This is a genomic window from Janthinobacterium sp. GL_088, assembly GCF_057837845.1.
Genome location: NZ_CM174453.1, coordinates 1,380,000 through 1,402,558, shown reverse-complemented (window position 1 = coordinate 1,402,558; position 22,559 = coordinate 1,380,000). Strand labels below are relative to the sequence as shown.

Annotated in this window: 23 protein-coding genes and 1 tRNA gene; 8 read left to right on the top strand and 16 right to left on the bottom strand. The window is 62.7% G+C overall.

Features of this window, described 5'->3' with window-relative positions; translation table 11 throughout:
* A complete protein-coding gene (locus tag AC3IQ7_RS06340) occupies positions 1-885 on the top strand; it encodes a hypothetical protein (protein WP_489208638.1) in 885 nt (294 codons plus the stop codon).
* A 1-nt stretch (position 886) separates the two neighbouring features.
* Positions 887-2,014, top strand: a complete 1,128-nt coding sequence (locus AC3IQ7_RS06335) for an MBOAT family O-acyltransferase (RefSeq protein WP_489208637.1) — start codon at positions 887-889, stop codon at positions 2,012-2,014.
* Positions 2,015-2,191: 177 nt separating this feature from the next.
* Here the strand turns inward: AC3IQ7_RS06335 and proB are convergent, their stop codons facing one another.
* The 5 genes from proB to rplU form a co-directional block, all read right to left on the bottom strand.
* Positions 2,192-3,310: a glutamate 5-kinase gene (proB, locus tag AC3IQ7_RS06330; protein WP_099379358.1), complete on the bottom strand. Its 1,119-nt coding sequence runs from the start codon at positions 3,308-3,310 to the stop codon at positions 2,192-2,194.
* A gap of 27 nt (positions 3,311-3,337) precedes the next feature.
* Positions 3,338-3,748 carry a hypothetical protein gene (locus AC3IQ7_RS06325; protein WP_099379357.1) on the bottom strand — a complete coding sequence of 137 codons (411 nt, stop codon included), beginning with the start codon at positions 3,746-3,748 and terminating at the stop codon, positions 3,338-3,340.
* Positions 3,749-3,760: 12 nt separating this feature from the next.
* A complete protein-coding gene (gene obgE, locus AC3IQ7_RS06320; protein WP_099379356.1) occupies positions 3,761-4,870 on the bottom strand; it encodes a GTPase ObgE in 1,110 nt (369 codons plus the stop codon).
* A gap of 113 nt (positions 4,871-4,983) precedes the next feature.
* The gene (rpmA, locus tag AC3IQ7_RS06315) at positions 4,984-5,256 is read right to left on the bottom strand and encodes a 50S ribosomal protein L27 (RefSeq protein WP_010395157.1); all 273 of its coding nucleotides are present in this window, start codon (positions 5,254-5,256) and stop codon (positions 4,984-4,986) included.
* 40 nt (positions 5,257-5,296) lie between these two features.
* A complete protein-coding gene (gene rplU, locus AC3IQ7_RS06310; protein WP_034754730.1) occupies positions 5,297-5,608 on the bottom strand; it encodes a 50S ribosomal protein L21 in 312 nt (103 codons plus the stop codon).
* Positions 5,609-5,912: 304 nt separating this feature from the next.
* Here rplU and ispB point away from each other — a divergent pair, with 304 nt between their 5' ends.
* Entirely contained in the window at positions 5,913-6,902 is a 990-nt protein-coding gene (ispB, locus tag AC3IQ7_RS06305) for an octaprenyl diphosphate synthase (RefSeq protein WP_489208636.1), read from the top strand.
* A 59-nt stretch (positions 6,903-6,961) separates the two neighbouring features.
* Here the strand turns inward: ispB and arsH are convergent, their stop codons facing one another.
* The 3 genes from arsH to AC3IQ7_RS06290 are packed head-to-tail and all read right to left on the bottom strand — an operon-like array spanning position 6,962 to position 8,478.
* Positions 6,962-7,687 (bottom strand): arsenical resistance protein ArsH, encoded by a 726-nt coding sequence (arsH, locus tag AC3IQ7_RS06300; RefSeq protein WP_489208635.1) that lies wholly within the window; start codon positions 7,685-7,687, stop codon positions 6,962-6,964.
* Positions 7,688-8,110 (bottom strand): arsenate reductase (glutaredoxin), encoded by a 423-nt coding sequence (gene arsC / locus AC3IQ7_RS06295; RefSeq protein WP_099379353.1) that lies wholly within the window; start codon positions 8,108-8,110, stop codon positions 7,688-7,690.
* Positions 8,107-8,478 carry an ArsR/SmtB family transcription factor gene (locus AC3IQ7_RS06290; RefSeq protein WP_322427376.1) on the bottom strand — a complete coding sequence of 124 codons (372 nt, stop codon included), beginning with the start codon at positions 8,476-8,478 and terminating at the stop codon, positions 8,107-8,109. The genes arsC and AC3IQ7_RS06290 overlap by 4 nt, the downstream gene beginning before the upstream one ends.
* A 134-nt stretch (positions 8,479-8,612) precedes the next feature.
* On the opposite strand from AC3IQ7_RS06290, the gene AC3IQ7_RS06285 reads away from it, so the two are divergent.
* The 4 genes from AC3IQ7_RS06285 (at position 8,613) to AC3IQ7_RS06270 (ending at position 13,334) form a co-directional block, all read left to right on the top strand.
* Positions 8,613-10,706 carry an AsmA family protein gene (locus AC3IQ7_RS06285; protein ID WP_489208634.1) on the top strand — a complete coding sequence of 698 codons (2,094 nt, stop codon included), beginning with the start codon at positions 8,613-8,615 and terminating at the stop codon, positions 10,704-10,706.
* 70 nt (positions 10,707-10,776) lie between these two features.
* Positions 10,777-10,853: transfer RNA gene (locus tag AC3IQ7_RS06280), tRNA-Pro, on the top strand.
* A gap of 128 nt (positions 10,854-10,981) precedes the next feature.
* The gene (locus tag AC3IQ7_RS06275) at positions 10,982-12,376 is read left to right on the top strand and encodes a GntP family permease (RefSeq protein ID WP_322427374.1); all 1,395 of its coding nucleotides are present in this window, start codon (positions 10,982-10,984) and stop codon (positions 12,374-12,376) included.
* A 34-nt stretch (positions 12,377-12,410) separates the two neighbouring features.
* A complete protein-coding gene (locus AC3IQ7_RS06270; RefSeq protein ID WP_489208633.1) occupies positions 12,411-13,334 on the top strand; it encodes a Na/Pi cotransporter family protein in 924 nt (307 codons plus the stop codon).
* Positions 13,335-13,336: 2 nt separating this feature from the next.
* On the opposite strand, the gene AC3IQ7_RS06265 is transcribed toward AC3IQ7_RS06270, so the two are convergent.
* The 4 genes from AC3IQ7_RS06265 to AC3IQ7_RS06250 form a co-directional block, all read right to left on the bottom strand.
* The gene (locus AC3IQ7_RS06265; protein WP_099379349.1) at positions 13,337-14,734 is read right to left on the bottom strand and encodes a sodium:solute symporter family protein; all 1,398 of its coding nucleotides are present in this window, start codon (positions 14,732-14,734) and stop codon (positions 13,337-13,339) included.
* A gap of 130 nt (positions 14,735-14,864) precedes the next feature.
* A complete protein-coding gene (pcaD, locus tag AC3IQ7_RS06260) occupies positions 14,865-15,662 on the bottom strand; it encodes a 3-oxoadipate enol-lactonase (protein ID WP_099379348.1) in 798 nt (265 codons plus the stop codon).
* 11 nt (positions 15,663-15,673) lie between these two features.
* Entirely contained in the window at positions 15,674-15,964 is a 291-nt protein-coding gene (catC, locus tag AC3IQ7_RS06255; protein ID WP_489208632.1) for a muconolactone Delta-isomerase, read from the bottom strand.
* A gap of 10 nt (positions 15,965-15,974) precedes the next feature.
* Positions 15,975-17,084 (bottom strand): muconate/chloromuconate family cycloisomerase, encoded by a 1,110-nt coding sequence (locus AC3IQ7_RS06250; protein ID WP_489208631.1) that lies wholly within the window; start codon positions 17,082-17,084, stop codon positions 15,975-15,977.
* 102 nt (positions 17,085-17,186) lie between these two features.
* Here AC3IQ7_RS06250 and AC3IQ7_RS06245 point away from each other — a divergent pair, with 102 nt between their 5' ends.
* Entirely contained in the window at positions 17,187-18,101 is a 915-nt protein-coding gene (locus AC3IQ7_RS06245; RefSeq protein ID WP_099379415.1) for a LysR family transcriptional regulator, read from the top strand.
* 6 nt (positions 18,102-18,107) lie between these two features.
* On the opposite strand, the gene AC3IQ7_RS06240 is transcribed toward AC3IQ7_RS06245, so the two are convergent.
* The 4 genes from AC3IQ7_RS06240 to AC3IQ7_RS06225 form a co-directional block, all read right to left on the bottom strand.
* Positions 18,108-18,491, bottom strand: a complete 384-nt coding sequence (locus AC3IQ7_RS06240) for a hypothetical protein (protein ID WP_099379345.1) — start codon at positions 18,489-18,491, stop codon at positions 18,108-18,110.
* A gap of 90 nt (positions 18,492-18,581) precedes the next feature.
* On the bottom strand, positions 18,582-19,916 hold the full coding sequence (locus AC3IQ7_RS06235; protein ID WP_489208630.1) for a PepSY-associated TM helix domain-containing protein: 1,335 nt from the start codon (positions 19,914-19,916) through the stop codon (positions 18,582-18,584).
* Between the two features lie 8 nt (positions 19,917-19,924).
* A complete protein-coding gene (locus tag AC3IQ7_RS06230; protein ID WP_489208629.1) occupies positions 19,925-22,048 on the bottom strand; it encodes a TonB-dependent receptor family protein in 2,124 nt (707 codons plus the stop codon).
* 77 nt (positions 22,049-22,125) lie between these two features.
* Entirely contained in the window at positions 22,126-22,536 is a 411-nt protein-coding gene (locus AC3IQ7_RS06225; RefSeq protein WP_233516250.1) for a DUF2946 domain-containing protein, read from the bottom strand.
* Positions 22,537-22,559 lie beyond the last annotated feature (23 nt).

The window sequence follows — 22,559 nt, the reverse complement described above, 5'->3', positions numbered from 1 at the left end:
ATGACAAGCTCCCCGCCCCTGCGCGTCTGGCTGTACAGCGCACTCCTGGCCACGTCCATCACTGCCCTGGTTACGCTGCAATACTGGTCGCCGTGGCGCAAGCCTGACCATGCCGTTGCCGATCATACACGCGAGTTTCTCGACGCACCGGCCGATGGCAAGGTGCGCGTGCTGGGCCTGGGCTCGTCCCTGCTCTGGGCCGCCACGCCGCCCGGGCTGACACCGGCGGCACTGCCCGGCATCGACTGGATGCGCATGACCAAGCCCGGCACCGGCGTGGGTTATCTGGAACCCAGCCTCGACCTCATAGACCGCCATCCGCCGGATGTTCTGATCGTTGAAGAAAACATTCTGTTGCAGGATCCAGACAACGTGATCATGGATCAACTGCGACAAAATTTCATCTCGGCAAGCAAGGGACTGGTCTTCCAGCTTACCGGAAACGCACGCCTGGCACCGCCACAGGCCTATGTCGCACTGGTCGACCAACGCGAGTCTTTTGCGTGCGCCACCGTCCCGTCCCATATTCGACGGCGTGAAATGCTCAAAAATGCCGCCGCGATACAACTCATTTTTAACGACGCGATCGTCAACCTGCAGCTAACTGAGCGCCTGCAGCGCCTGGCGCAACGGGACGTGCACATCGTGCTGCTGGAGCTGCGCCGCGCCGAACTGGTCGAGCAAATGATCGCGCCAGAAAAACACCGCTGGTTATTACAATTACGGCAAGCACTCCCCCCTGGTAGCCATATCCGCTACCTCCGCTCACCGATTTACGCGCAGCAAGACCTGCATTGCGACGGCAGCCACATGAATGCAGCTGGCGCCCGCCTGTTTTCTCCCTGGTGGCAAGCGCAATTGCAGCAACTGCGGGACGGCCGCTAACATGGTGTGGCTGACAATTTTCGGCATGCTGTGCATGCCTGTGCTGGTCGCGCTTTACTGGCGCTTGCCGCCCGCCTGGCGGCCGTGGCTGCTGGTGGCAGGAGGCAGCGCACTGCTATGGCATGATGGCTGGATCAGCGTAGCGGCCTGGGCCGCCTTGCTGGCCTGGCTGGCCTTCATTTGCGGCCCGCAATGGCGCCGCCCGGCCCTGATGCAGACGCTGGGGCTGGCTGGCGTGTTGCTCGCCTTTATCGCCTACCAGTACGCCAAAGCCAGCCATGGCCTGGCTGCCTACCTGGGCTACGCCTTCGTGTCGCTGAAAGCCTGGCACCTGATCGCCGAACATGGCGGCGGCAGTGCGCGCGACGGCCGTGCCGGTACGACCCTCGCTTATCTGCTATTCCCGCCCACCCTGGCTGTCGGCCCGATTCAGCGCCATGACGCCTTCCGCCTGGAATTGCTGCGCGCGCGCTGGGACGGGCAACTCGCCTCGCAAGCCCTGCAACGCATGCTGTATGGTTACTGCAAGGTGGTTTTACTGGCCGGCTATCTCCTCAACTTCAAGCTCAATGGCCTGCAACTGACGACGGGGTACACCTGGCTCGATGCCTACCTGCCCTTGCTGGGCTATGGTTTGAACCTGTACTGGCAATTCTCGGGCTATTGCGATATCGCCATCAGCTTTGCCGCGCTGCTAGGCATGCGCGTACCGGAAAATTTCCATTTCCCCTTTGCTGCCCGCAATCTGCCCGATTTCTGGCGCCGCTGGCACATCACGGTGTCCGAATGGTGCCGCGATTTCGTGTTCCGGCCCATCCTGACACGCACGCGGCAATACCTGCTTGCCAGCCTGGGTAGCATGATCGTGCTTGGCTTGTGGCATGAGTTGTCGCCGCGCTACCTGGCCTGGGGCTTGCTCCATGGCGCCGGCCTGGCCATCGTCCACCTGTGGGGCAAGCATATGCCCTGGGCGGAGCCATTGCGCCGCTACGCCCTGTGGCGCGCCGTCAGCTGGTTCCTGACCTTGCAATTTGTCATACTGAGCTTCGCGCTGACGTCGACGCCGGACCTGCAGACCGCCTGGTCTTGCCTGACGGTGCTGTTCGCACCACTGTTACCTGGGAGTTAAGGTGTACCAATTTTTCTTGCGCTACCTGCCAGCACCGCTCGTGCACGGGCTCTTCACGCTATGGTATGGGGGACTGTTGCTGCTGTTGTGGCTGAAATGGCCGCTGGCCCTGGGGGTGGGGTTCCGTTACGGACAACTGTAGGCGGGGACCGATGCAGGCATCGGCCCCGTTGCCGCTTACAGCAAGACCATATTGTCGCGATGGATCAGTTCATGGCCTTCCATGTAGCCGAGGATGGACTCGATCTCGGTGGACGGCTTGCGCATGATGCGGCGCGCTTCGCCGCTCGTGTAATTGGAAAGGCCGCGCGCCACTGACACGCCATCCGCATCGACGCAGGTGATCACGGCGCCGCGGCCGAATTCGCCGTTCACGCCCGTCACGCCGATCGGCAACAGCGACTTGCCTTCCTGGCGCAGCTTTTGCACGGCGCCCGCGTCCAGCACGACGGCACCGGCCGTGTGCAGATGATCGGCCATCCACTGCTTACGCGCTGTCAATTGCCCTGTTTGTGCCCGCAACTCCGTGCCGATCGCTTCGCCCTGGGCGAGGCGGCTGAGCACGTCGCTGTCGCGGCCCCAGGCGATGATCGTGTGGGCGCCCGACTTGGCGGCGCGCTTGGCGGCGAGGATTTTCGTCAGCATGCCGCCACGTCCCAGGCTGCTGCCGGCGCCGCCGGCCATCGCTTCCAGGGCCGGATCGCCGGCGATGCCCTGCGTGATCAGGTAGGCGTTCGGGTCCTTGCGCGGGTCGGCCGAGAACAGACCGTGCTGGTCCGTCAGGATGACGAGCGCGTCGGCCTCGATCAGATTGGCCACCAGCGCGCCCAGGGTATCGTTGTCACCGAACTTGATTTCATCGGTGACAACGGTGTCGTTTTCATTGATGATCGGCACCACGCCCAGGCGCAGCAGGGTCGTCAGGGTGGAGCGGGCATTCAGGTAGCGTTCGCGGTCGGCCAGGTCGGCGTGCGTCAGCAGCACTTGCGCCGTGCCGAGGCTGTGGGCGCGGAAGCTGCTTTCATAGATTTGCGCCAGGCCCATCTGGCCGACGGCGGCGCATGCCTGCAATTCGTGGATATCGGTGGGGCGCTGCTCGAAACCGAGGCGCAGCATGCCTTCGGCGATGGCGCCGGAGCTGACGAGCACGACTTCCTTGCCCAGGGCGCGCAAGCCTGAAATCTGCGCGGCCCAGCGCGCGATGGCGGCATGGTCGAGTCCGCGGCCATCGTTGGTGACCAGCGAAGAGCCGACTTTGATGATGATACGGGTAGCTTTTTGAATCACGGAATCCATGGGGCGGCGCTCTTCACTTAATAGACGTCAGCGCGCAGGACGCAGCAGCAGCAAGGCCAGCCCCGCCGTCAACTCCATTGCGCACATGAACAACACAAAACCCTGGGGCAAGCCAAAGCTGATGGCCGCGAACAGACGGCCGGCGGGCTGCGCCAGGAGCAACATTGCTGTGATATCGCCGAGGACAGGCGGTTCGCCCTGCCGTGCCGCGAACAGCGCCAGGAGCGCGGTAGCGCCCCAGACACCGACATGCGTGGCGTAGAACTGGCTGTAGCCATTGACGCCATTGAGGAAGATGCCCATGCCGGCCGCCATTTCATCGGCGAACAACAGGCAGGCGACCGCGCTCAGCCCGTAAGCATACGCGATCAGATGCAATACACGGCGCTGCCACGCTTGCTTGCGCGCTGGCGCGGCAGCGGCCGTCTGTACCGACATCAGGGTAAAGCCTTAGTCGAGGATCTTGAAACGCGGATCATCCGGGTCGATCGACGAGATACCGCGTGCTTCTTCGGTCATCTGCGTCTCTTCGGCACGGCTTTCGCTGTGTTTCTTCTCTTCCAGATGCTGGTAAATCGCATTCACCAGTTCCGGGCAACCCTGATGGTTCAGCGCGGAAATCTCGAAGACGGGACCTTTCCAGGCAAAACGCTTGAGGAAGTCCTTGACGATCTTCTTGCGCTCTTCTTCCGGCACCATGTCGAGCTTGTTCAACACCAGCCAGCGCGGCTTGTCGACCAGCGACTCGTCGTACTTCTTCAATTCCTTGACCAGCGCCTTGGCTTCCTTGACAGGATCGACGTTGGTTTCAAACGGCGCCAGGTCGACGATGTGCAACAGCAGACCCGTGCGCTGCAAGTGGCGCAGGAATTGATGGCCCAGGCCCGCGCCTTCGGAAGCGCCTTCGATCAAGCCGGGAATATCGGCGATCACAAAGCTTTTCTCGTGCGATACGCGCACCACGCCCAGGTTCGGGTGCAGGGTAGTAAATGGATAATCGGCAATTTTCGGACGCGCATTCGAGACGGCCGAAATGAAGGTCGACTTGCCGGCGTTCGGCATGCCAAGCAGGCCAACATCGGCCAGGACTTTCAATTCCAGGCGCAGTTCGCGGCGTTCGCCTTCCTTGCCCTCGCCCTTTTGGCGTGGTGCGCGGTTGGTCGAGGACTTGAAGTGGATATTGCCCCAGCCGCCTTCGCCGCCCTTGGCCAGCATTTCGATCTGGCCGTGCTCGGTCAGATCAGCCAGGATTTCGCCGCTCGCGTTGTCGATGATCAAGGTGCCAACCGGCATGCGCAGGTGGATATCATCGGCGCCCTTGCCATAGCAATCTGCGCCACGGCCAGGCTCGCCATTGCGAGCCTTGTGCATTTTGGAGAAGCGGAAATCGACGAGCGTGTTGATATTGCGGTCGGCGACTGCCCAAATGGTGCCGCCCTTGCCGCCATCGCCGCCATCGGGACCGCCAAAAGGCCGGAATTTTTCACGGCAGAAAGAGGCGCAGCCGTTGCCGCCATCGCCCGCGATGACTTCGATTTTTGCTTCGTCGATAAACTTCATAATTTTGCCGCCATAAAACTAAAAAGGCTCTACCTTGGGCAGAGCCTTTCGATTGAAGGCTTGCGCCTTACATCATGCGATCATTGCGGAGCGAACTGGCGCCCCGCGATGAATTACGCTGGTACTGCTGCGTTAGGTACAACGGTCACGAATTGCTTCGAGCCAGCACCTTTGACAACGAACTTCACTTTGCCCGCGATCAGCGCGAACAACGTGTGGTCCTTGCCCATGCCTACGCCTTCGCCGGCGCGCACTGGCGTGCCGCGTTGACGAATGATGATGCCGCCAGCATTGATAGCTTGGCCGCCGTAGACTTTAACGCCCAGACGTTTTGATTCTGAATCACGGCCGTTTCGCGTTGTGCCGCCGCCTTTTTTATGTGCCATTTAAGACTCCTTGATAGCTGATTAATTCAAACAGCGGCGATTAGCCGTTGATCGAAACGATTTGGATTTCGGTAAAATTCTGGCGATGGCCTTGATGCTTTTGGTAGTGCTTACGACGACGCATCTTGAAAATTTTGACCTTATCATGGCGACCATGCGCCACAACCGTAACCAGTACCGTTGCACCTTCGACCAATGGAGCACCAAACTTGATGCTATCGCCCGCGCCTACTGCGAGAACTTGATCGATGGTGATTTCGGAACCAATGTCTGCCGGTATCTGTTCTACTTTAAGTTTTTCGCCAGCGACAACTTTGTATTGTTTGCCACCGGTTTTTATGACCGCGTACATGATTTGAAACCTCATCAAATGTTGAAAGAATTTGTCCCACTGCCATGAAAAGCAAGCCATGCACAACAGGGGGAACCAGCGATTATACACGGACTGATAAATTGCGTCAAAAAGTATTCACAAAGCTTGACGATCGTGGTATGTCGACAACCTGACCATCATGTCAGGCTTGCGCCGGGCAGACAGCAAAACGCGCGCCAGTGCCAACAAGATCAATCAATTGCTCTACAGTCATAGGCAAACGTCACGCACGCGCAAGCCTTGTCGTATAATCGCGGCACCCACAATCTAATGCAGGTTCGCCTTGTCTGACGCTAACAAACACGTTAACCAAAACACCATCGTGCAAACGATTGCCGCCGATATGGACGCAGTCAATACGGTGATCCGCCAAAAGTTGCACTCCGATGTGATTCTGATCAACCAGATCGCTGAATACATCATCAGCGCAGGCGGCAAACGCATCCGTCCCGTGCTGATCTTGCTGGTGGCCAATGCCCACGCCTATCGCGGCACGGCGCACCATGAACTGGCCGCCGTGGTCGAATTCATCCACACGGCCACCCTGCTGCACGACGACGTCGTCGATGAATCGTCGATGCGCCGCGGACGCCAGACGGCCAACGCCCTGTTCGGCAATGCCGCCTCCGTGCTGGTGGGCGACTTCCTGCACTCGCGCTCGTTCCAGCTGATGGTGTCGCTGAATAATATGCGCGTCATGCAAATCCTCTCCGACGCCACCAACGTGATCGCCGAAGGCGAAGTGCTGCAGTTGCTGAACATGCACGATCCGGACGTGACGCAAGAGAGCTACCTGAACGTCATCCGCTCGAAAACGGCCAAGCTGTTCGAAGCGTCGGCGCAACTGGGCGCCCTGATCGCCGGCGCCAGCGAAGACGACATCGAAGCGGCTGCCGAATACGGCCGCTCGCTGGGCACGGCCTTCCAGCTGATCGACGACGTGCTCGACTATGCAGGCGACGCCGCCGAAATCGGCAAGAACGTGGGCGACGACTTGCGCGAAGGCAAACCGACCATGCCGCTGATCTGGCTGATGGAAAACGGTACGCCGGAGCAACGCGAACTGGTGCGCAGCTGCATCGAGCAAGGCGACGAACAACATTTCGACGCCATCCTGGCCGCCATCACCAATAGTGGCGCCCTCGACTACACGCGCAAGCAGGCGGAAATCGCCGGCCAGCGCGCCGGCGATGCCATCGCCGGCTGGCCGGACAGCGTCTACAAGCAATCCATGCTGCAACTGTGCTCGTTTGCCGTGGACCGCAATCACTGATCGCGTTTAGGTTAGAGCGAAGACAACGGCGCCAATGGCGCCGTTTTTTTATTGCTTTGCTACTTGCGCTCATGCTCCATCGCCGCGCCCGCCAACTCCTGCACGATGGCCGGCGCCGCTTCCAGCCGTTCGCTGTAGCGGCTGCCCAGATACTCGCGGCGGTCGCGCACCAGCAGGGTGAATTTATACAGCTCTTCCATCACGTCGACCAGGCGCGCGTAATACGGCGACGGCTTCATGCGGCCGTCATCGTCGAATTCCTGATACGCCTTGGCCACCGAAGACTGGTTCGGAATCGTTACCATGCGCATCCAGCGTCCCAGCACGCGCAAGCCATTGACGGCATTGAACGATTGCGAGCCGCCCGATACTTGCATCACGGCAAGGGTCCGCCCCTGCGTGGGCCGCACGCTGCCCGTTTCCAGCGGCAGCCAGTCGATCTGCGATTTAAACACGCCCGTGACAGCGCCATGCCGCTCGGGGCTGCACCACACTTGCCCTTCCGACCACAGCGACAGTTCACGCAACTCCTGCACCTTCGGATGCTCGGGCGACACACTGTCGACCATGGGCAAGCCATGCGGGTCGAACACCCGCGTGTCGGCGCCAAAGTGGCGCAGGATGCGCTCCGCTTCCAGGGTCAGCAACTTGCTGTACGAACGCTCGCGCAAGGAACCGTACAGCAACAGGATACGCGGTGCATGCGTGGACACATTGACCGGCGCCAATTTATCCAGGCTGGGCACGTCCAGGTGGGCGGCACTGATATTCGGCAACTCTTCCATTTATGCCACCGGCTTGCCGTCGGCGCCGACCACGGCCTGGCCGTCTTCCTTGGCAAACGCGCCTTGCTGCGGCAGCGGCAGGATCTCCAGCACTTTTTCCGATGGCCGGCACAGGCGCACGCCCAGTTCCGTGACGACGATGGGGCGGTTGATCAAGATAGGATGGGCTTGCATGGCGTCGAGCAGGGTTGCGTCCGGCAAATCCGGATTGGCCAAGCCCAGCTCGTCGTACAGGGCGCCCTTGTCGCGCATCACCGCGCGCACGGACAGGCCCGCACGCTGGATCAGGTCGACCAGTTCCTCGCGCGATGGCGGATGCTTGACGTAATCGATGATGACGGGTTCGACACCCGTGTTGCGGATCAGGGCCAGGGTATTGCGCGAGGTGCCGCACGCCGTGTTGTGGTAAATCGTGATCGTCATGTCGTGATGTCCTTCGGTAAAGTAGATTCAGTGACGCAGCAAGGTGCGCCAGCGCAGCAGTTCTCGGTCAAGAAAGCCAGCAAGCCGTTCATGCCCGCATAGTTGGCCGCATAGATGATGGAACGGCCCGCCTTGCTTGCCGTCACCAGATTGGCGTGCGCCAGTTCTTTCAAGTGAAACGACAGGGACGAAGGCGCAATCGCCAGCGCTTCGGCAATTTTCGTCGCGGCCATGCCTTGCGGCCCCGCTTGCACCAGCAGGCGGAACACGGCCAGCCGCGATTCCTGTGCCAGCGCAGCCAGGGCCGCGATGGCGGCAACATTCGTCAGCGGCGCCGCCCCGCTCGCTATTGTCTGTGTATTTTCCATATTTCAATAATAGTCGAATTATTGAATCATTTCAAGCGACACGTCTTGGCTACCCATCTTACGTAACCTAGCGCACCGACTGTCATGATCAATCGGTCTACCTTGATGAAAAAATCACTGCGATTGGCATTCCCATGACACGCTCGACACCCCTGAAAATCCTCGGCTGGAGCCTGGCCGCCCTGCTGGCCCTGGTCGCCATTGTGGTCATCTTGGTGCTGACCTTCGACTGGAACCGCGCCCGCCCCTACATCAACGAAAAGGTGTCGGAAAGCACGGGCCGTACCTTCGTCATCGGCGGCGATTTACAGGTGAAATGGAAGCAAGGGTTGAAAACGGAGCCGGGCTGGCGCCGCTACGTGCCGCGCCCCATCATCAGCGCGCAGGACGTGCACATGAGCAACCCTGAGTGGGCGACGGCCGGCCCGCAACTGGCCAGCGCGAAACGCATCGACGTGGCCATCCATCCGCTGCCCCTGCTGCAGCACAGGCTGGTGCTGACGGATCTGGCCCTAGCCTCTCCCAACATTGCCTTGCAGCGGCGCGCCGATGGCAGCAATAGCTGGACCTTGAAGGACAATGGCCCTTCGGCATGGGACGTGGAAATCCAGCGCATGGCCTTCGGTGACGGCGTCATCCGCTACCTCGACGAGGGCATCGCGCTGGACATGCACGCCAAGGTCAGCTCGACGGCACCCGACGCCACGCCGGGCGATGCACCAGGCAATGCGCCCGTGCAGAAATACGGCATCGCCTTCACCCTGGGCGGCACCTACCGCAAGGCGCCCGTGACGGGTGGCGGCAAGGCGGGCGCCGTGCTGACATTGACTGATAACAACACCGTGTATCCCGTGCAGGCGCATGCCGTGCTGGGCAAGAACAAGGCCAGTATCGATGGCACCCTGACGGACCCGCGCTCGCTGTCGGGCATCGATTTGCAGCTGAGCCTGGCCGGCGCCAGCATGGCGGATCTGTATCCGCTGACGGGCGTGCTGCTGCCGGAAACGCCGGACTACGCCACAAAGGGTCGCCTGCTGGGCAAGAAAGACGGCGCCACCTGGAACTGGATCTATCAAAACTTCAAGGGCACGGTGGGCCAGAGCGACCTGGGCGGCACCCTGCAATACCTGCCGCGCCAGCCGCGTCCCCTGCTGCGCGGCGAAGTGACGTCGCAGCAATTGCGCCTGGAAGACCTGGGTCCCACCATCGGCGCCGACAGCAATGCCCAAAAACAGGCGCGCGGCAAGGCGCCCGTGCAACCGGACAACAAAGCCTTGCCCGTGGAACAGTTCAACACGGCCAAATGGAATGCGCTCGATGCCGACGTCAAATTCACGGGCAAAAAACTGGTGCGCACGCACGATATCCCGCTCAACGACATCGTCGCCAACATCCACATGAAAGACAAGGTGCTGAGTTTGACGCCGCTCAACTTCGGCATGGCCGGCGGCGACATCACCTCGAACATCACGCTCGACGGCCGCCAAAAGACCATCGCCGCGCAAGCCAAGGTAGCGGCGCGCCACCTCAAGATACGCGAACTGTTTCCCAAGCTGCAATCGATGCAAGCGAGTTTCGGTGAAGTGTATGGCGACGCGGCACTGACGGGCCACGGCAATTCCGTCTCGGCCATGCTGGCCAGCGCGAATGGCGAACTGGCGGCCACCGTCAGCGAAGGCTCCGTCAGCCAATTCATGCTGGAACTGGCGGGCTTGAACCTGGCCAACGCCGTCTTCGTGAAAATCTTTGGCGACAAGCAAGTCCACCTGAATTGCCTGGCCAGCGACTTCGCCGTCACGAATGGCCAGGCCAACGTGCGCCGCTTCGTGCTCGACACGGACACGGCCGTGGTCAATGTCACGGGCAACGTCAACCTGGCCCACGAAACCCTGGACCTGGACGTGCGCCCCCGTACCAAGGGTGCCCGCATCATCACCTTGCGCACGCCGCTGTACGCGAAAGGCACGTTCAAGAACCCGGACGTTGGCCCGCAAAAAGGCCCGCTGGCCCTGAAAGCCGGCGCCGCCGTGGCCCTGGCCACCGTCGTCACGCCGCTGGCCGCCCTGCTGCCGCTGGTCAACGTCGACAAAGCCCCCGACACGGACTGCGCCGCCGTCATGGCGCAAGCCAACGCCACCCGCAAAGCCCCGACTTCGCCGGCAACAAATGCGCCCGCCAAGAAAGTGAGCGAGGCGGAGATCAAGAAAGCCCAGCAGGAAAAGAAATAAGCAGGCTTGCAACGAACAGGCTTGATACAGCCGCTTGAAAGCCGCTCCGCCATCTGCTGTAATGAAGGAGCGGGGTGTGGCTCAGCCTGGTAGAGCGCTGCGTTCGGGACGCAGAGGCCGGAGGTTCGAATCCTCTCACCCCGACCAGCCTTTTTCCCTCACTGGGCCGGCTTGAACTGCTTGCACCTTGACCTGCGCGTTGGCGTGCCGCCAGGAAATATGATATTAATTACATCATTAATTTCCTAGTCACTTCTCGCGCAAGGGCTTGACCGATGTCTTTCCTGATAGTTCTGGCCGCACTGGCCTTCCTCATGCTGGCCGCCTACCGCGGCTACAGCGTGATCCTGTTTGCGCCTGTCGCTGCACTGGGCGCCGTGCTGCTTACCGATCCGTCCGCCGTGCCGGCTGTCTTCAGCGGCATCTTCATGGAAAAGATGGTCGGCTTTATCAAGCTGTATTTCCCCGTCTTTTTGCTGGGCGCCGTGTTCGGCAAGCTGATTGAGCTGTCCGGCTTTTCCCAGTCCATCGTCGTGGCCGCCATCCGCTATATCGGCAGTGCGCGCGCGAATGCCGTCATCGTTGCCGTGTGCGCAGCCCTGACTTACGGCGGCGTGTCGCTGTTCGTGGTGGTGTTTGCCGTGTACCCGTTTGCGGCTGAACTGTACCGCCAGAGCAATATCCCCAAGCGGCTGATGCCGGGCGCCATCGCCCTGGGCGCGTTTTCCTTCACCATGGATACCTTGCCCGGCACGCCGCAAATCCAGAACATCATCCCCACCACCTTTTTCAATACGACCGGCTGGGCCGCGCCGTGGCTGGGCACTATCGGCGCCGTGCTGACGGTGATCATGGGACTGGCTTTCCTCGAATGGCGCCGGCGTTCCGTCATGGCGACGGGCGAGGGCTATGGGGCCGAGGCCGACAAGGCCACAGCCGACGAGGGCGACTTGCCCCATCCGCTGCTGTCGGTAGCGCCTCTGGTGCTGGTCGGCGTGGCCAACTTTGCGCTGACCAAGCTGATCCCGCACTGGTATGGCGACAGCTATATGCTCACCGCCGAGGCGTTGCCAGGACTGCACGCGCCCGTGTCGACGTCGATCGCCTCAGTGACAGGCATCTGGGCCGTGGAAGGCGCCTTGCTGCTGGGTATCTTGCTCGTCTGCGCGACGGCCTTCGGGCGCATCCGCGCCGCCTTTGCCGAAGGCACCAAGGCGGCCGTGGGCGGCGCCTTGCTGGCGGCCATGAATACGGCGTCCGAATATGGCTTTGGCGGCGTCATCGCGGCCCTGCCCGGCTTCCTTGCCGTCAGCAACACCTTGCGCAGCGTGCCCGATCCGCTCGTCAACGCGGCCGTGTCCGTGACGACCCTGGCCGGCATCACGGGATCGGCCTCGGGCGGCATGAGCATCGCGCTGGCGGCCATGTCAGACAGTTTTATCCAGGCCGCGCAGCAGGCGCACATCCCGCTGGAAGTGATGCACCGCGTGGTGGCCATGGCCAGCGGCGGCATGGATACCTTGCCGCACAATGGCGCCGTGATCACCCTGCTGGCCGTCACAGGCCTCACGCACCGCCAGTCCTACCGCGACATTTTCGGCATCACCGTCATCAAGACGGTGGCCGTGTTTTTAGTGATCGGTATTTACTACCTGACAGGGCTGGTATGATCGCGTCTTCGCCGACGCTCACTCGCACCGCTCCATGAATCATTTCCAGGTATTGATCGCTGCGGTCTCGGCCGTGGTGCTGTTTTTGTACAGCTTGCAAGCTTTCAGCCGTGAACTGCAAGCGATGGGCGGCGCCGGCATGCAAGCCTGGCTGGCGCGAGTCACCACCAACCGCTGGTACGGCTTTCTCGTCGGCGCCATCGCCACGGCGCTGGTGCAGTCGAGCAGCGCCACGACGGCGCTGGCCATCGCCCTCGTCGATGCACAAGTGATCAGCTTTGCGGGCAGTTTGGCAATCCTCTTGGGTGCGAATGTCGGCACGACGGCCACGGCCTGGCTGGTGTCGATGAAGCTGACGGGCATCGGCCCGCTGTTCATCATTGCCGGCGCCCTCGTCTCCAGCCTGCCCAGCAAGATACAGGCGCTGGGCAAGGCGGCGTTTTACTTTGGCTTGATCTTCTTCGCCCTGGACCTGATCTCGAGCGAACTCAAGCCGCTGCAGGCGCAACCGTGGTTTGTCGATACCCTGGCGCAGGCGCGCGAACCGTGGATCGCCTTGCTGATGGGCGCGCTATTTACGGCGCTGGTGCAATCGAGCAGCGTATCCACCGGCCTGGCCATCGTGCTGACGCAGCACCAGCTGATCCCGGCCGAAGCGGCCATCGCCATCGTCGTGGGCGCGAATGTCGGCTCTACCTCGACGGCGCTGCTGTCAAGCCTGCAGATGAGCGCCAACGCGCAAGCCACGGCCAAGGCCAACTTCCTGTTCAACCTGGCCGGCGCGTTGGCCTTCTTCCCCTTCATTCCCGCCCTGTCGAACGCCTTGCTGCCGCTGGCCGGCACAGCCGTGGCGGCCGCGCACCTGATTTTCAACCTGTGCGTTGGACTGTGTTTCCTCGTGTTCCTGCCCTACCTCCAGCCGCGCCTGATGCGCTGGCTGAAGGCGGCTCCCGCCTGAGTCTATTTCACGGCCGGCGCGGTACCCACCGGCTGCGCCGGCTTGAACACATGGCTGATGCCCATGGTCAGCAGCGGACCGGCCAGTGCCAGATAAGAACTGTCCACCCCGTACGGATTACCTGCCAGGAACCAGCCGATGGTGGCGATCACGGAGACGATCACGCCGACAAAGGCACCGCGCGGCGTGCCGAATTTCGGCGCATAAAAAGCCATCAGCACCAGCACGGCCAGGGTGGCGCGCAGGGCCTTGCCGAGGAAGGCGATCATCAGCAATTTTTCCGCATACAGCGCCAGCACCAGCGGCAGCAATCCCGCCACGACGATGGCGATGCGCAGGAACATCAGCGATTTCGCGTCATTCTTCGCCTTGTTGTACCAGGGATCGTAAAAATCCTTCATGGCCAGGGTGGCCGATGCCAGGGTGGTGGCGGAAATGCCGCCGAACAGGGCGCCGGCCAGGCCGACGATCATGATGCTGGCGGAAAATGCCGGCATGTGGGCGATCAGGGTCGGGAAGGCATCGATCGACTTCATGCCCGGATACAGCACGGCGCTGCACATGCCGATCAGGGCCGCCATCAGGCCGAACGGGATCATCAGCGACGACACGTAATAGCAGGCGCGCTTGGCCACGGCCGGATTGTCCGTGCTGACCAGGGCCTGGATCACGTATTGCGTGGCGAAGATGGAACCGATGCCGCCGATCATCCAGGCGATGATCTGGCCCCAGCCGATCTCGACCCAGTTGAACATCTTGGCCGGCAGTTGCGCCTGCAGTGCGCCGATGCCGCCTGTCGCTTCCAGCGCATACGCCAGCGCCAGGATCACGCCCAGATACTTGACGATGGAGTGGGCGAAATTGGTGTACACCACCGAGCGCATGCCGCCCAGGCTGACATAGATCACGGTGATGGCGCCCACCAGCAAGATGGCCACCGTCTTGTTGATATGCAGCACGGCTGCCAGCACGGCGCCGCCACTCGCGTACAGGGCCACGGCAACGATGCTCAGCGCAACGATGGTGAGGATGGAGGCCGCATAGCGCACGGGTTCGCCGTAGGTTTGCGCAAGGATGCCGGAAATCGTCGACTGCCCGCTTTCCTTGTATTTTTTCACCAGCACGATGGCCAGCAGCAAGAAGCCCAGCGACAGCGCCACCAGATTCCAGGCGGCGGAAATGCCCAGTTCATAACCCTTCTGGGCCGTGCCGATGCTGACGGAGCTGCCGATGAATTCCGACAGCAGCAGCGCGCCGATCAGGTAGGCGGGATAGTTGCGCCCGCCCGCCGTCATGCCCTCGGCGCTGTTGGCATGCTTGCGCACGCTATAGGTAATGTACGACATGAGGGCGAAATAGCCCACCGTGACCGCGGCGATAATGATCAATCTGTTTTCCATCCGTCTACTCCAAGTCTGCTTTTCTTATTATTATTTTTCAAGAAAGCTTCCCCTGCCGCATGCCGGTCTTGCCGGCAGCGGTGCTCAGGAAAAACTACATTCCTGCCGTACCGATACGGTACAGCAAGCCTCACACTAAAAAATTCCGCAACTGCGCTGTAAACAGGTCTGCCGCCTCGATGTTCGAAATATGCGAGGCGGGCAGGCTTGCCAGGCGGGCGCCCGCGATCTGCTGCTGCAGCCAGCGCGCGTCGTCGATGGTGGTCACGGGATCGTGTTCGCCCGCGATGATCAGGGTCGGCACGGTGATCGTGCCGACGCCAGCGTGCAAGTCCGCCTGGGCCAGCACGTCGCAGCAGGCCGCGTAGCCGCCCGCATCCTGGCCGCGCAAGGTGCCGACCAGGCGCGCCACCGTGTCCGCTTCACGCGCGATAAACTGCGGCGTGAACCAGCGCGCGGCGGCGCTATCGGCCACCGCGGCCATGCCGTCGCGGCGCACTTGCTCCGCCCGCAACTGCCATGGCGCGGCGCCGCCGATGCGCGCCGCCGTATTCGCCAGCACGAGCTGCGTCAAACGTCGCGGCTGGTGAACGCCCAGCCACTGGCCCGTCAAGCCGCCCATGGAAATGCCGCAGAATGCAGCGCGTTCGATATCGAGGTGGTCGAGCAGCGCCACCACGTCCAGCCCCAACCGCTCGATGCCGAACGGCGCGCCGCCGCTCGCCGACTGGCCATGGCCGCGCGTGTCGTAGCGCACGACAAAAAAGTCGCCGGCCAGCGCGGCCGCCTGCGCATCCCACATGGACAGGTCCGTGCCAAGGGAATTCGACAGGACCAGGCAAGGCTTGCGGCGCTCGCCATCCGTGCGGTAATGCAGGCCGATACCATCCACCGCGCACGTTTTCCCGACAATGTCGTTGCCTATCATTAGATGTCTCCTCAGGAATCGTCGTCGCGCACGGACGAAGGATGGCGGCACAGCGGCATCACGTCGATCTGCATGTAGGGGAACAAAGGCAGGGAGGTGAGCAAGTTGTGCAACTCGTCCACGCTGTCCACATCGAAAACGCTGATGTTGGCGTACTGGCCGGCGATGCGCCACAGGTGGCGCCACTTGCCCTCGTGCTGCAGGCGCTGCGCCAGTTCCTTTTCCGTCTGCTTGAGCTGCGCCGCCTGCTCGGTGGGCATGCTCAATGGCAGGCTTACGTTCATGCGTACATGGAATAACATGGTTTCTCCCTTATTGACGCTGCATGGAACGCAGCTTGTCGGTATCGATCTCGACGCCCAGGCCCGGACCCGTCGGCACCTGCAGCATGAAGTCGCGGTACACGAGCGGCTCGCGCAAGACTTCCTGCGTCAGCAGCAGTGGCCCGAACAGTTCCGTACCCCAGGCCAGTTCGGCAAACGTGGAGCAGACGTGGGCCGTGGCGGCCGTGCCGACGCCGCCTTCGAGCATAGTGCCGCCGTACAGGCCGACGCCGGCCAGGCGCGCCACGGTGGCCACTTCCAGCGCGGGCAGCAAGCCACCCGACTGGGTGATTTTCACCGCAAACACGTCGGCCGCGTCGGCCTGGGCCAGCGCCAGCGCATCGGCGGGACCATGCAAGGCTTCGTCAGCCATGATGGCCACGTCGAAGCGCTGCTTCAGGCGCGCCAGCGCGGCGCGGTTGCCCGCCTTGACCGGTTGTTCGATCAAGTCGATGCCGCCCGCTTCCAGCGCGGCGATGCCGCGCACGGCGTCCGTCTCGCTCCAGGCCTGGTTGACGTCAACGCGCACGCTGGCCCGTTCGCCCAGCGCCCGCTTGATCTCCAGTACGTGGGCCACGTCATCCATCACGTCGCGCAAGCCGATCTTCAGCTTGAAGATGCGGTGACGGCGCAGTTCCAGCATTTTTTCCCCTTCGGCGATATCGCGCGCCGTGTCGCCGCTGGCCAGCACCCAGGCCACGGGCAGCGCATCGCGCACGCGGCCGCCCAGCAATTCCGACAGCGGCACATTCAGGCGGCGCGCCTGGGCGTCCAGCAGGGCCGTTTCGATCGCGCACTTGGCGAAGCGGTTGCCCTGGATGAGCTTGCGCACCCTGGCCATGGCCTTGGCCACTTCGCTCGCTTCCATGCCGACCAGCAGCGGCGCGATATAGGTGTCGATATTCGTCTTGATGCTTTCCGGGCTTTCGCCGCCGTAGCCCAAGCCGCCGATGGTGGTCGCTTCGCCCCAGCCCGTGATGCCATCGGCGCAGCGCAGCCGCACCAGCACCAGGGTTTGCGTATTCATGGTCGCGACGGACATGCGGTGCGGGCGAATGGTTGGCACATCGACCAGGTAGGTCTCGATATTTTGAATCATATTTATTCCGTATAATTCTGTGGAGTGGTTACACGATATTCCCCGAATCTCCCCACGTCCAACACCGAGTTGGTATCAAACCTATACCTGAAAGGTATGAAGATGGAATTACGGCACTTGCGCTACTTCGTTGCGGTCGCGGAGGAAAGGAACTTCACGCGGGCCGCCGCGCGCCTGCACATCGCGCAGCCGCCGCTGAGCCGACAGATGCAGCAGCTGGAAGAAATCCTGGGCGTGGTGCTGATCGAAAAGGGGTCACGGCCCTTGCGGCTGACGGAAGCGGGCGAGTTTTTCCTCGCCCATGCGCGGCCCCTGCTCGATCAGGTACGCGACCTGCAGGCGATGACGCAGCGCGTGGGCAAGCTGGAACGCACGCTGTCGATCGGCTTCGTCGCCTCGACCCTGTATGGGGAATTGCCCGACATCGTGCACCGCTTTTGCGAGCGCCATCCCGAAGTCGACGTGAGCCTGCATGAAATGACGACGGTGCAGCAGTTGAAGGCCCTGAAGGAAGGCCGCATCGACGTGGGATTCGGACGATTGAAAAGCGAAGATCCCAGTATCCGCCGCATCCTGCTGCGCGAAGAGCGCCTGGTGGTGGCGCTGCCGCCCGGCCACCGGCTGGCCAGGGGGGAAGGCGGATTGCGCCTGACTGACCTGGTGCACGAAACCCTGCTCGTGTATCCGAAAGCACCCCGTCCCAGCTTTGCCGACCAGGTGCTGGCCATGTTCAGCGAAGGCAATGTCACGCCAGGCCCCGTCACGGAAGTGCGCGAGCTGCAGATTTCCATGGGACTGGTGGCGGCCGGCCAGGGTATTTCCATCGTGCCGGAAAGCGTGCAAGCCATGCACCACCGGAACGTCGTGTACCGCAAGCTGGACGACAAGCATGCGTTCTCGCCCATTTTATTCAGCATGCGGCATATGGACCGCTCGCCGGAACTGGAAAACCTCCTCGCCGCCGTATACTCGATCTACGATGAACACGGCATCGCGCACGTCAAGGAAAGCCTGTAGCAGTGACTACGCCGCGTCGGCCAGCAATGTCGGGCGCAGCGCGCGAATGCGCAGTTCCGTGAAATAGCCGCCCGCCTCGTTGTAGCGCAGGTAGTAACGGCCGCAGTTCAGGCAGCGGGCCACCTGGCTCAGATTGGCGGGATAGTAGCGCGGGGCGATGGGTGCATCCGCACTGTCGTAGCGCGTGCCGTGCGGGTGGTACTCGGCAAACGTCGGTTCCTCGTACGGGTCTTCGCGCAGGGTGCCGACTTCTTCAAAGCGGTCCAGCTCCAGCGAAGTGGGAAGGCGCTGCCAGGCGTCCAGCGGGACGGCGCAGCAGCTGCATTTTTTTGTCACCAGCGCCGACGCGGCGGCCAGTGCGGACAAAGCGGGAAAGTCGATGAATACCATGGTTCAGCCTATGCAAAGGGGCGGCCCATGGCAACGAGCCTGGCCGCGCCCTTTCATTCTAGCCCAGCAAGCGATTTGCCATGTGCCCCGTCATCTTGCCGCCCGGCGCCAGCGGCCGTGCCGCACCAGGATCAGCTCGAGCAGCATCAGCATGCCGCCGGAGACGAGCAGCAGCGGCATCAGCGCGCACATGCCGGCCGCCACCAGCCAGGCCAGCGCAGAAGGCGAGGTCCAGGCGCCAGGTAGCAGCCTGGGCAAGCCCAGCGAGCCAGGCAAGCGCCGCTTGAAAAACATCAACCAGCCCGACACCAGCGAGAACAGCACGCTGGCGCCGAACAGCAGCAGCAAGGCCTGGTTCCACCAGCCGAATTCGCCGCGGTGGAATGGAATGCCGATGGCCGTCGCCTTGCCGAACGCCGTCTGCGCCTCCCACCCTGCATAGTACAAAGGCTTGCCGCTGTAGGCATCGAATTGCAGGTCGAAGCGCAAGGTGGGCTGGCTGCGGTCGGCCATGGTGGCGCGCCACACATCGTCCTGGCTGGCCGGCGCCGTCAATTGCACGGCGATGGCGGGCGCATGACTGCGCGCCACTTGCCACGCATCCTGCCAGTCGAGCGGCGCGCCCGCCTCGGTCGAATGCAGACCGCGCGGCACGGGCGGCGGCGCCTGGCCGCTGACGTCGCGCAGCGCGCGGATGCGCCCGCCCGCCTGCTGGCTCCACGTCAGCCCTGTCGTCAGGATCACGGCGCTGACGATGCCGAGCGCCACGCCAAGAAAAGCATGCCACTGGCGCCAGCCATTGCGGCCCCGCGCGCCCCGCTTCGGCAAGCCCGATTGCGCGCCGCGCGGCCACCACAGGGCCACACCCGTCACCAGCATCACCATCAGCCAGCTGGCCGCCAGCTCGATCATCCAGCGCCAGCCATCATTCTGCAGCAGGCGCGAATGCAGCTTTTTCGCCCAGTTGCCAAAGCGCTCGCTGCTGGCCAGGCTGCCCAGCACGCGCGCGTCATACGGATTCACATACACGATGATGGCTTGCGCGGGCAGGCCAAACTTCGGCATGGCCGGCGCGGCATGTCCGCCATGGCCCGCATGTTCATCCTGCGCGCCGCCGGGCGGCGCAAAAGCCACCTGCACCGCGTCATCCGGTTGAAACGGCGGCACCACGTGCTGCACCGTCCAGCCGCGCGGCGCGGCCCGCTCCGCTGCCGCCACGGCGGCGTCCAGCGGCAGCATCGAGTCCTGCGGCGCCACATGATCGAGGTGCTGGTACAGCCTTGCCTCGATCTGCGGCGTGAACACATACAACATGCCCGTCAGGGTGGCCACCAGGGCAAACGGCGAGGCGATCAGCGCGGCCCAGAAGTGGATGCGCCAGTACAGGCTTTTGCGCCGCGCGATAAGAAAGGTGTGATCGTCCATGGCTATCCTCACAGTGCGTTGAAGGTATAGCCCAGGCCCAGCATCACGCTGCGCGGCGCGCCGGGCGTGTACTGGTTCTGCGTATTGGCCGCGTAGCTGCCCGTGCCCGCGTAACTGCTGCTGGCCGAATCGGCATAGCGTTTATCTGCCAAGTTGCGCACCTGCGCCCACGCTTCCAGCCCGCGCGCGAGCTGATAGCTGGCGCGCAGGTTCAGCAAGGCGTGGCCCTGGTACTCCACCGTGTTGGCATTGTTCATCCAGTAGCGGCCCTGGTGCACGGCTTCGAGCGCGATACGGGCGCCGGCCACGGGCTTGTAGCCGATCTCGATCGAAGTGATGTCGCGCGGCGCCTGCGGCATGGTGCGGCCGCTGTAATCGAGGGTGGACGACACCTGGTAGCGCAGGTAGCGGTGGCGCGCGATGGCCGTGGCGAAGCGCGCGTCGAACGGGCCGCTGTCGTAGTTCAGGCCCAGCTCCAGGCCTTCGCTGCGCGTGCGCCCCGCATTGCGGTTTTCGCTGTTGCCCGGCGAGAGCGTGTAGCTGACGATGGTGTCGCGCCCGTCGAGCCGGTACAGGGCCGTGTCGAGTTTCAAGCGGCCCTGCAAAAAGGCCCAGCGCAAGCCCAGTTCATAGTTGTTGTAGACGGACGGCTGCAAGTCGGCGATGCCCGTCTTGCCATACAGTTGGCTCACCTCGGGCGGCGTGAAGCCCTGGCTGACGTTCGCATACGCGCTGCCCGCATGGCCAATGGCGTAGGTAGCGCCCAGCTTCGGGCTCACATGCGAAAAGCTGCGCGACTCGTCGGGCGCACCGTAATTGACGCTGCCGCCAGGCGCCAGCTTGTTATGGTAGTCGTAGCGGATGGCGTCCGAGCGCCCGCCCAGCACCACGCGCGTACCGGCCAGCGGCGTAAATTCCCATTGCGCGAAGACGGCCGTATTGAGGATATCCGTCTGGTAGTCGCGCACGCCCTGCGGGTTGCTCGCATTGGCCAGCGAATAGCGCAGGTAGCGGCCCGTGGCCGCATCGCGCACGATGGACAGGTTATCGCTGACAAAGGGATTGTCGCTCTTGTCGACATACACGCCGGCAATCAGGCGCGAACGCAGCCACGCGAATTCCTGCTGGTGTTTCACGTCCAGCCCCAGCGAATCGACGTGGTTGTTGTTGATGACGCCCTTGCACAGCATGCCCGCGCAGCTGCCGATGGAGTACGCGGGAATCTGCCCATGGTCGTTCTTGCGCGTAAACACGGTGACGGTGCTCGTGCCATTGGCCGTCGTCGCGCCTTCCCACGCCAGATTCATGCGCGTGGTCTTGTCCTTGCGGTAGGTGAACGTGTTCAGGCTCTTGCCAGGATTGCTGCGGTAATCATTCTCGAACAGGCTGCCCGTCATGGCCGCATCGAGATCCGTGTGGACGATGGTGGCGCGCAGCTGCGAGGTGGGGCTGAGCGCATAGTCGGCGCGCAGCGAGAACGAATCCTTGTCGCCATAGCTGTACTCTTGCCAGTTGTCGCGCGAGCGGCGCGAACTGTAGTGGGAAAAGCGCAATCCCAGCGGGGCCCAGGTATCGCTGGCGGACGTATCGTAGCGGGTGTAGCCGGCCACGTTATCGCGTCGCACACCCACCTTGGCCGTCGGCGTCGCGCTGGCGCCGGCCGTGAGAAAATTGACGGCGCCACCGACGGCATTGCTGCCATACAGCGAGGATGCGGCGCCCTTCACCACTTCCACGCCGCTGGCGCCCGCCATGTTCATCTCGTTGAGCGAGTTATGGTTGAAGACACCCAGCGGGCGGATGGGAATGCCGTCTTCCAGGTACTGATAGACGGCATTCGTGCCGATGGGCTGGCGGATGCTCATGCTGTGCTGCTCGTTGCCCAGGTCATTCCAGTACACGCCGGCAATGCGGTTGAGGATATCGCCCATGGTCTTGGGCTTGTCGCGTTCCAGGTTTTTGGCGTTGACCACGCCGATGGCCTGCGGCGTCTCGGACAGCCACGATTGCGCGCGCGAGCCGGAAACGACGACGGTGTCGATGCCGTGGTCTGCTTGATCAGTTTGCTGCGCCCGCGCGCAGGGGTAAGCCACGGTGATGGCGACGGCCAGCACCAATAATGTCTTGTTCATGTGATTCTCGTTTAAGTGTGCGGATGCGGCGCGTCACACCGCAAGGTGGACAGCGCCAACATTGAAAATGCAAAAACTTAAACGAGGGCGGGCGGCGCGCGCGATTGCGCGGTGGACCAGATGAACAGGGGGGATGGGGACTGGTAGTACAGTGCCGGGAAAATGGCCGTGCCGCTGGCCACAGGCAGCGGCAGCACGGGGTTCGTCGGCGGCAGGCCGACGGAACCCGCATGCGTGGAACAGAAGGCGCAATGCTCCATCTGCATGGCCTTGCCGCCGGATTTTTCGTCGGCGGCGCCGTCATCATCGGCCTGCACAAGCTGAACGAAGCGGATGCCGGCCACCGAGCAGATTTCGGCCCAGCCGGAGCCGGACTCCTGCTTGGCGTTGGCGACGGCCTGGGAAATCGATGGCGCGAGCGCCGCCAGCAGGATCGCAAAGCAGGCGATCCAGGCGGCGAAGCGGCGCGTGAACAAGGTCATTCCCATGGCCGCATTTTACCAGCGGCCGC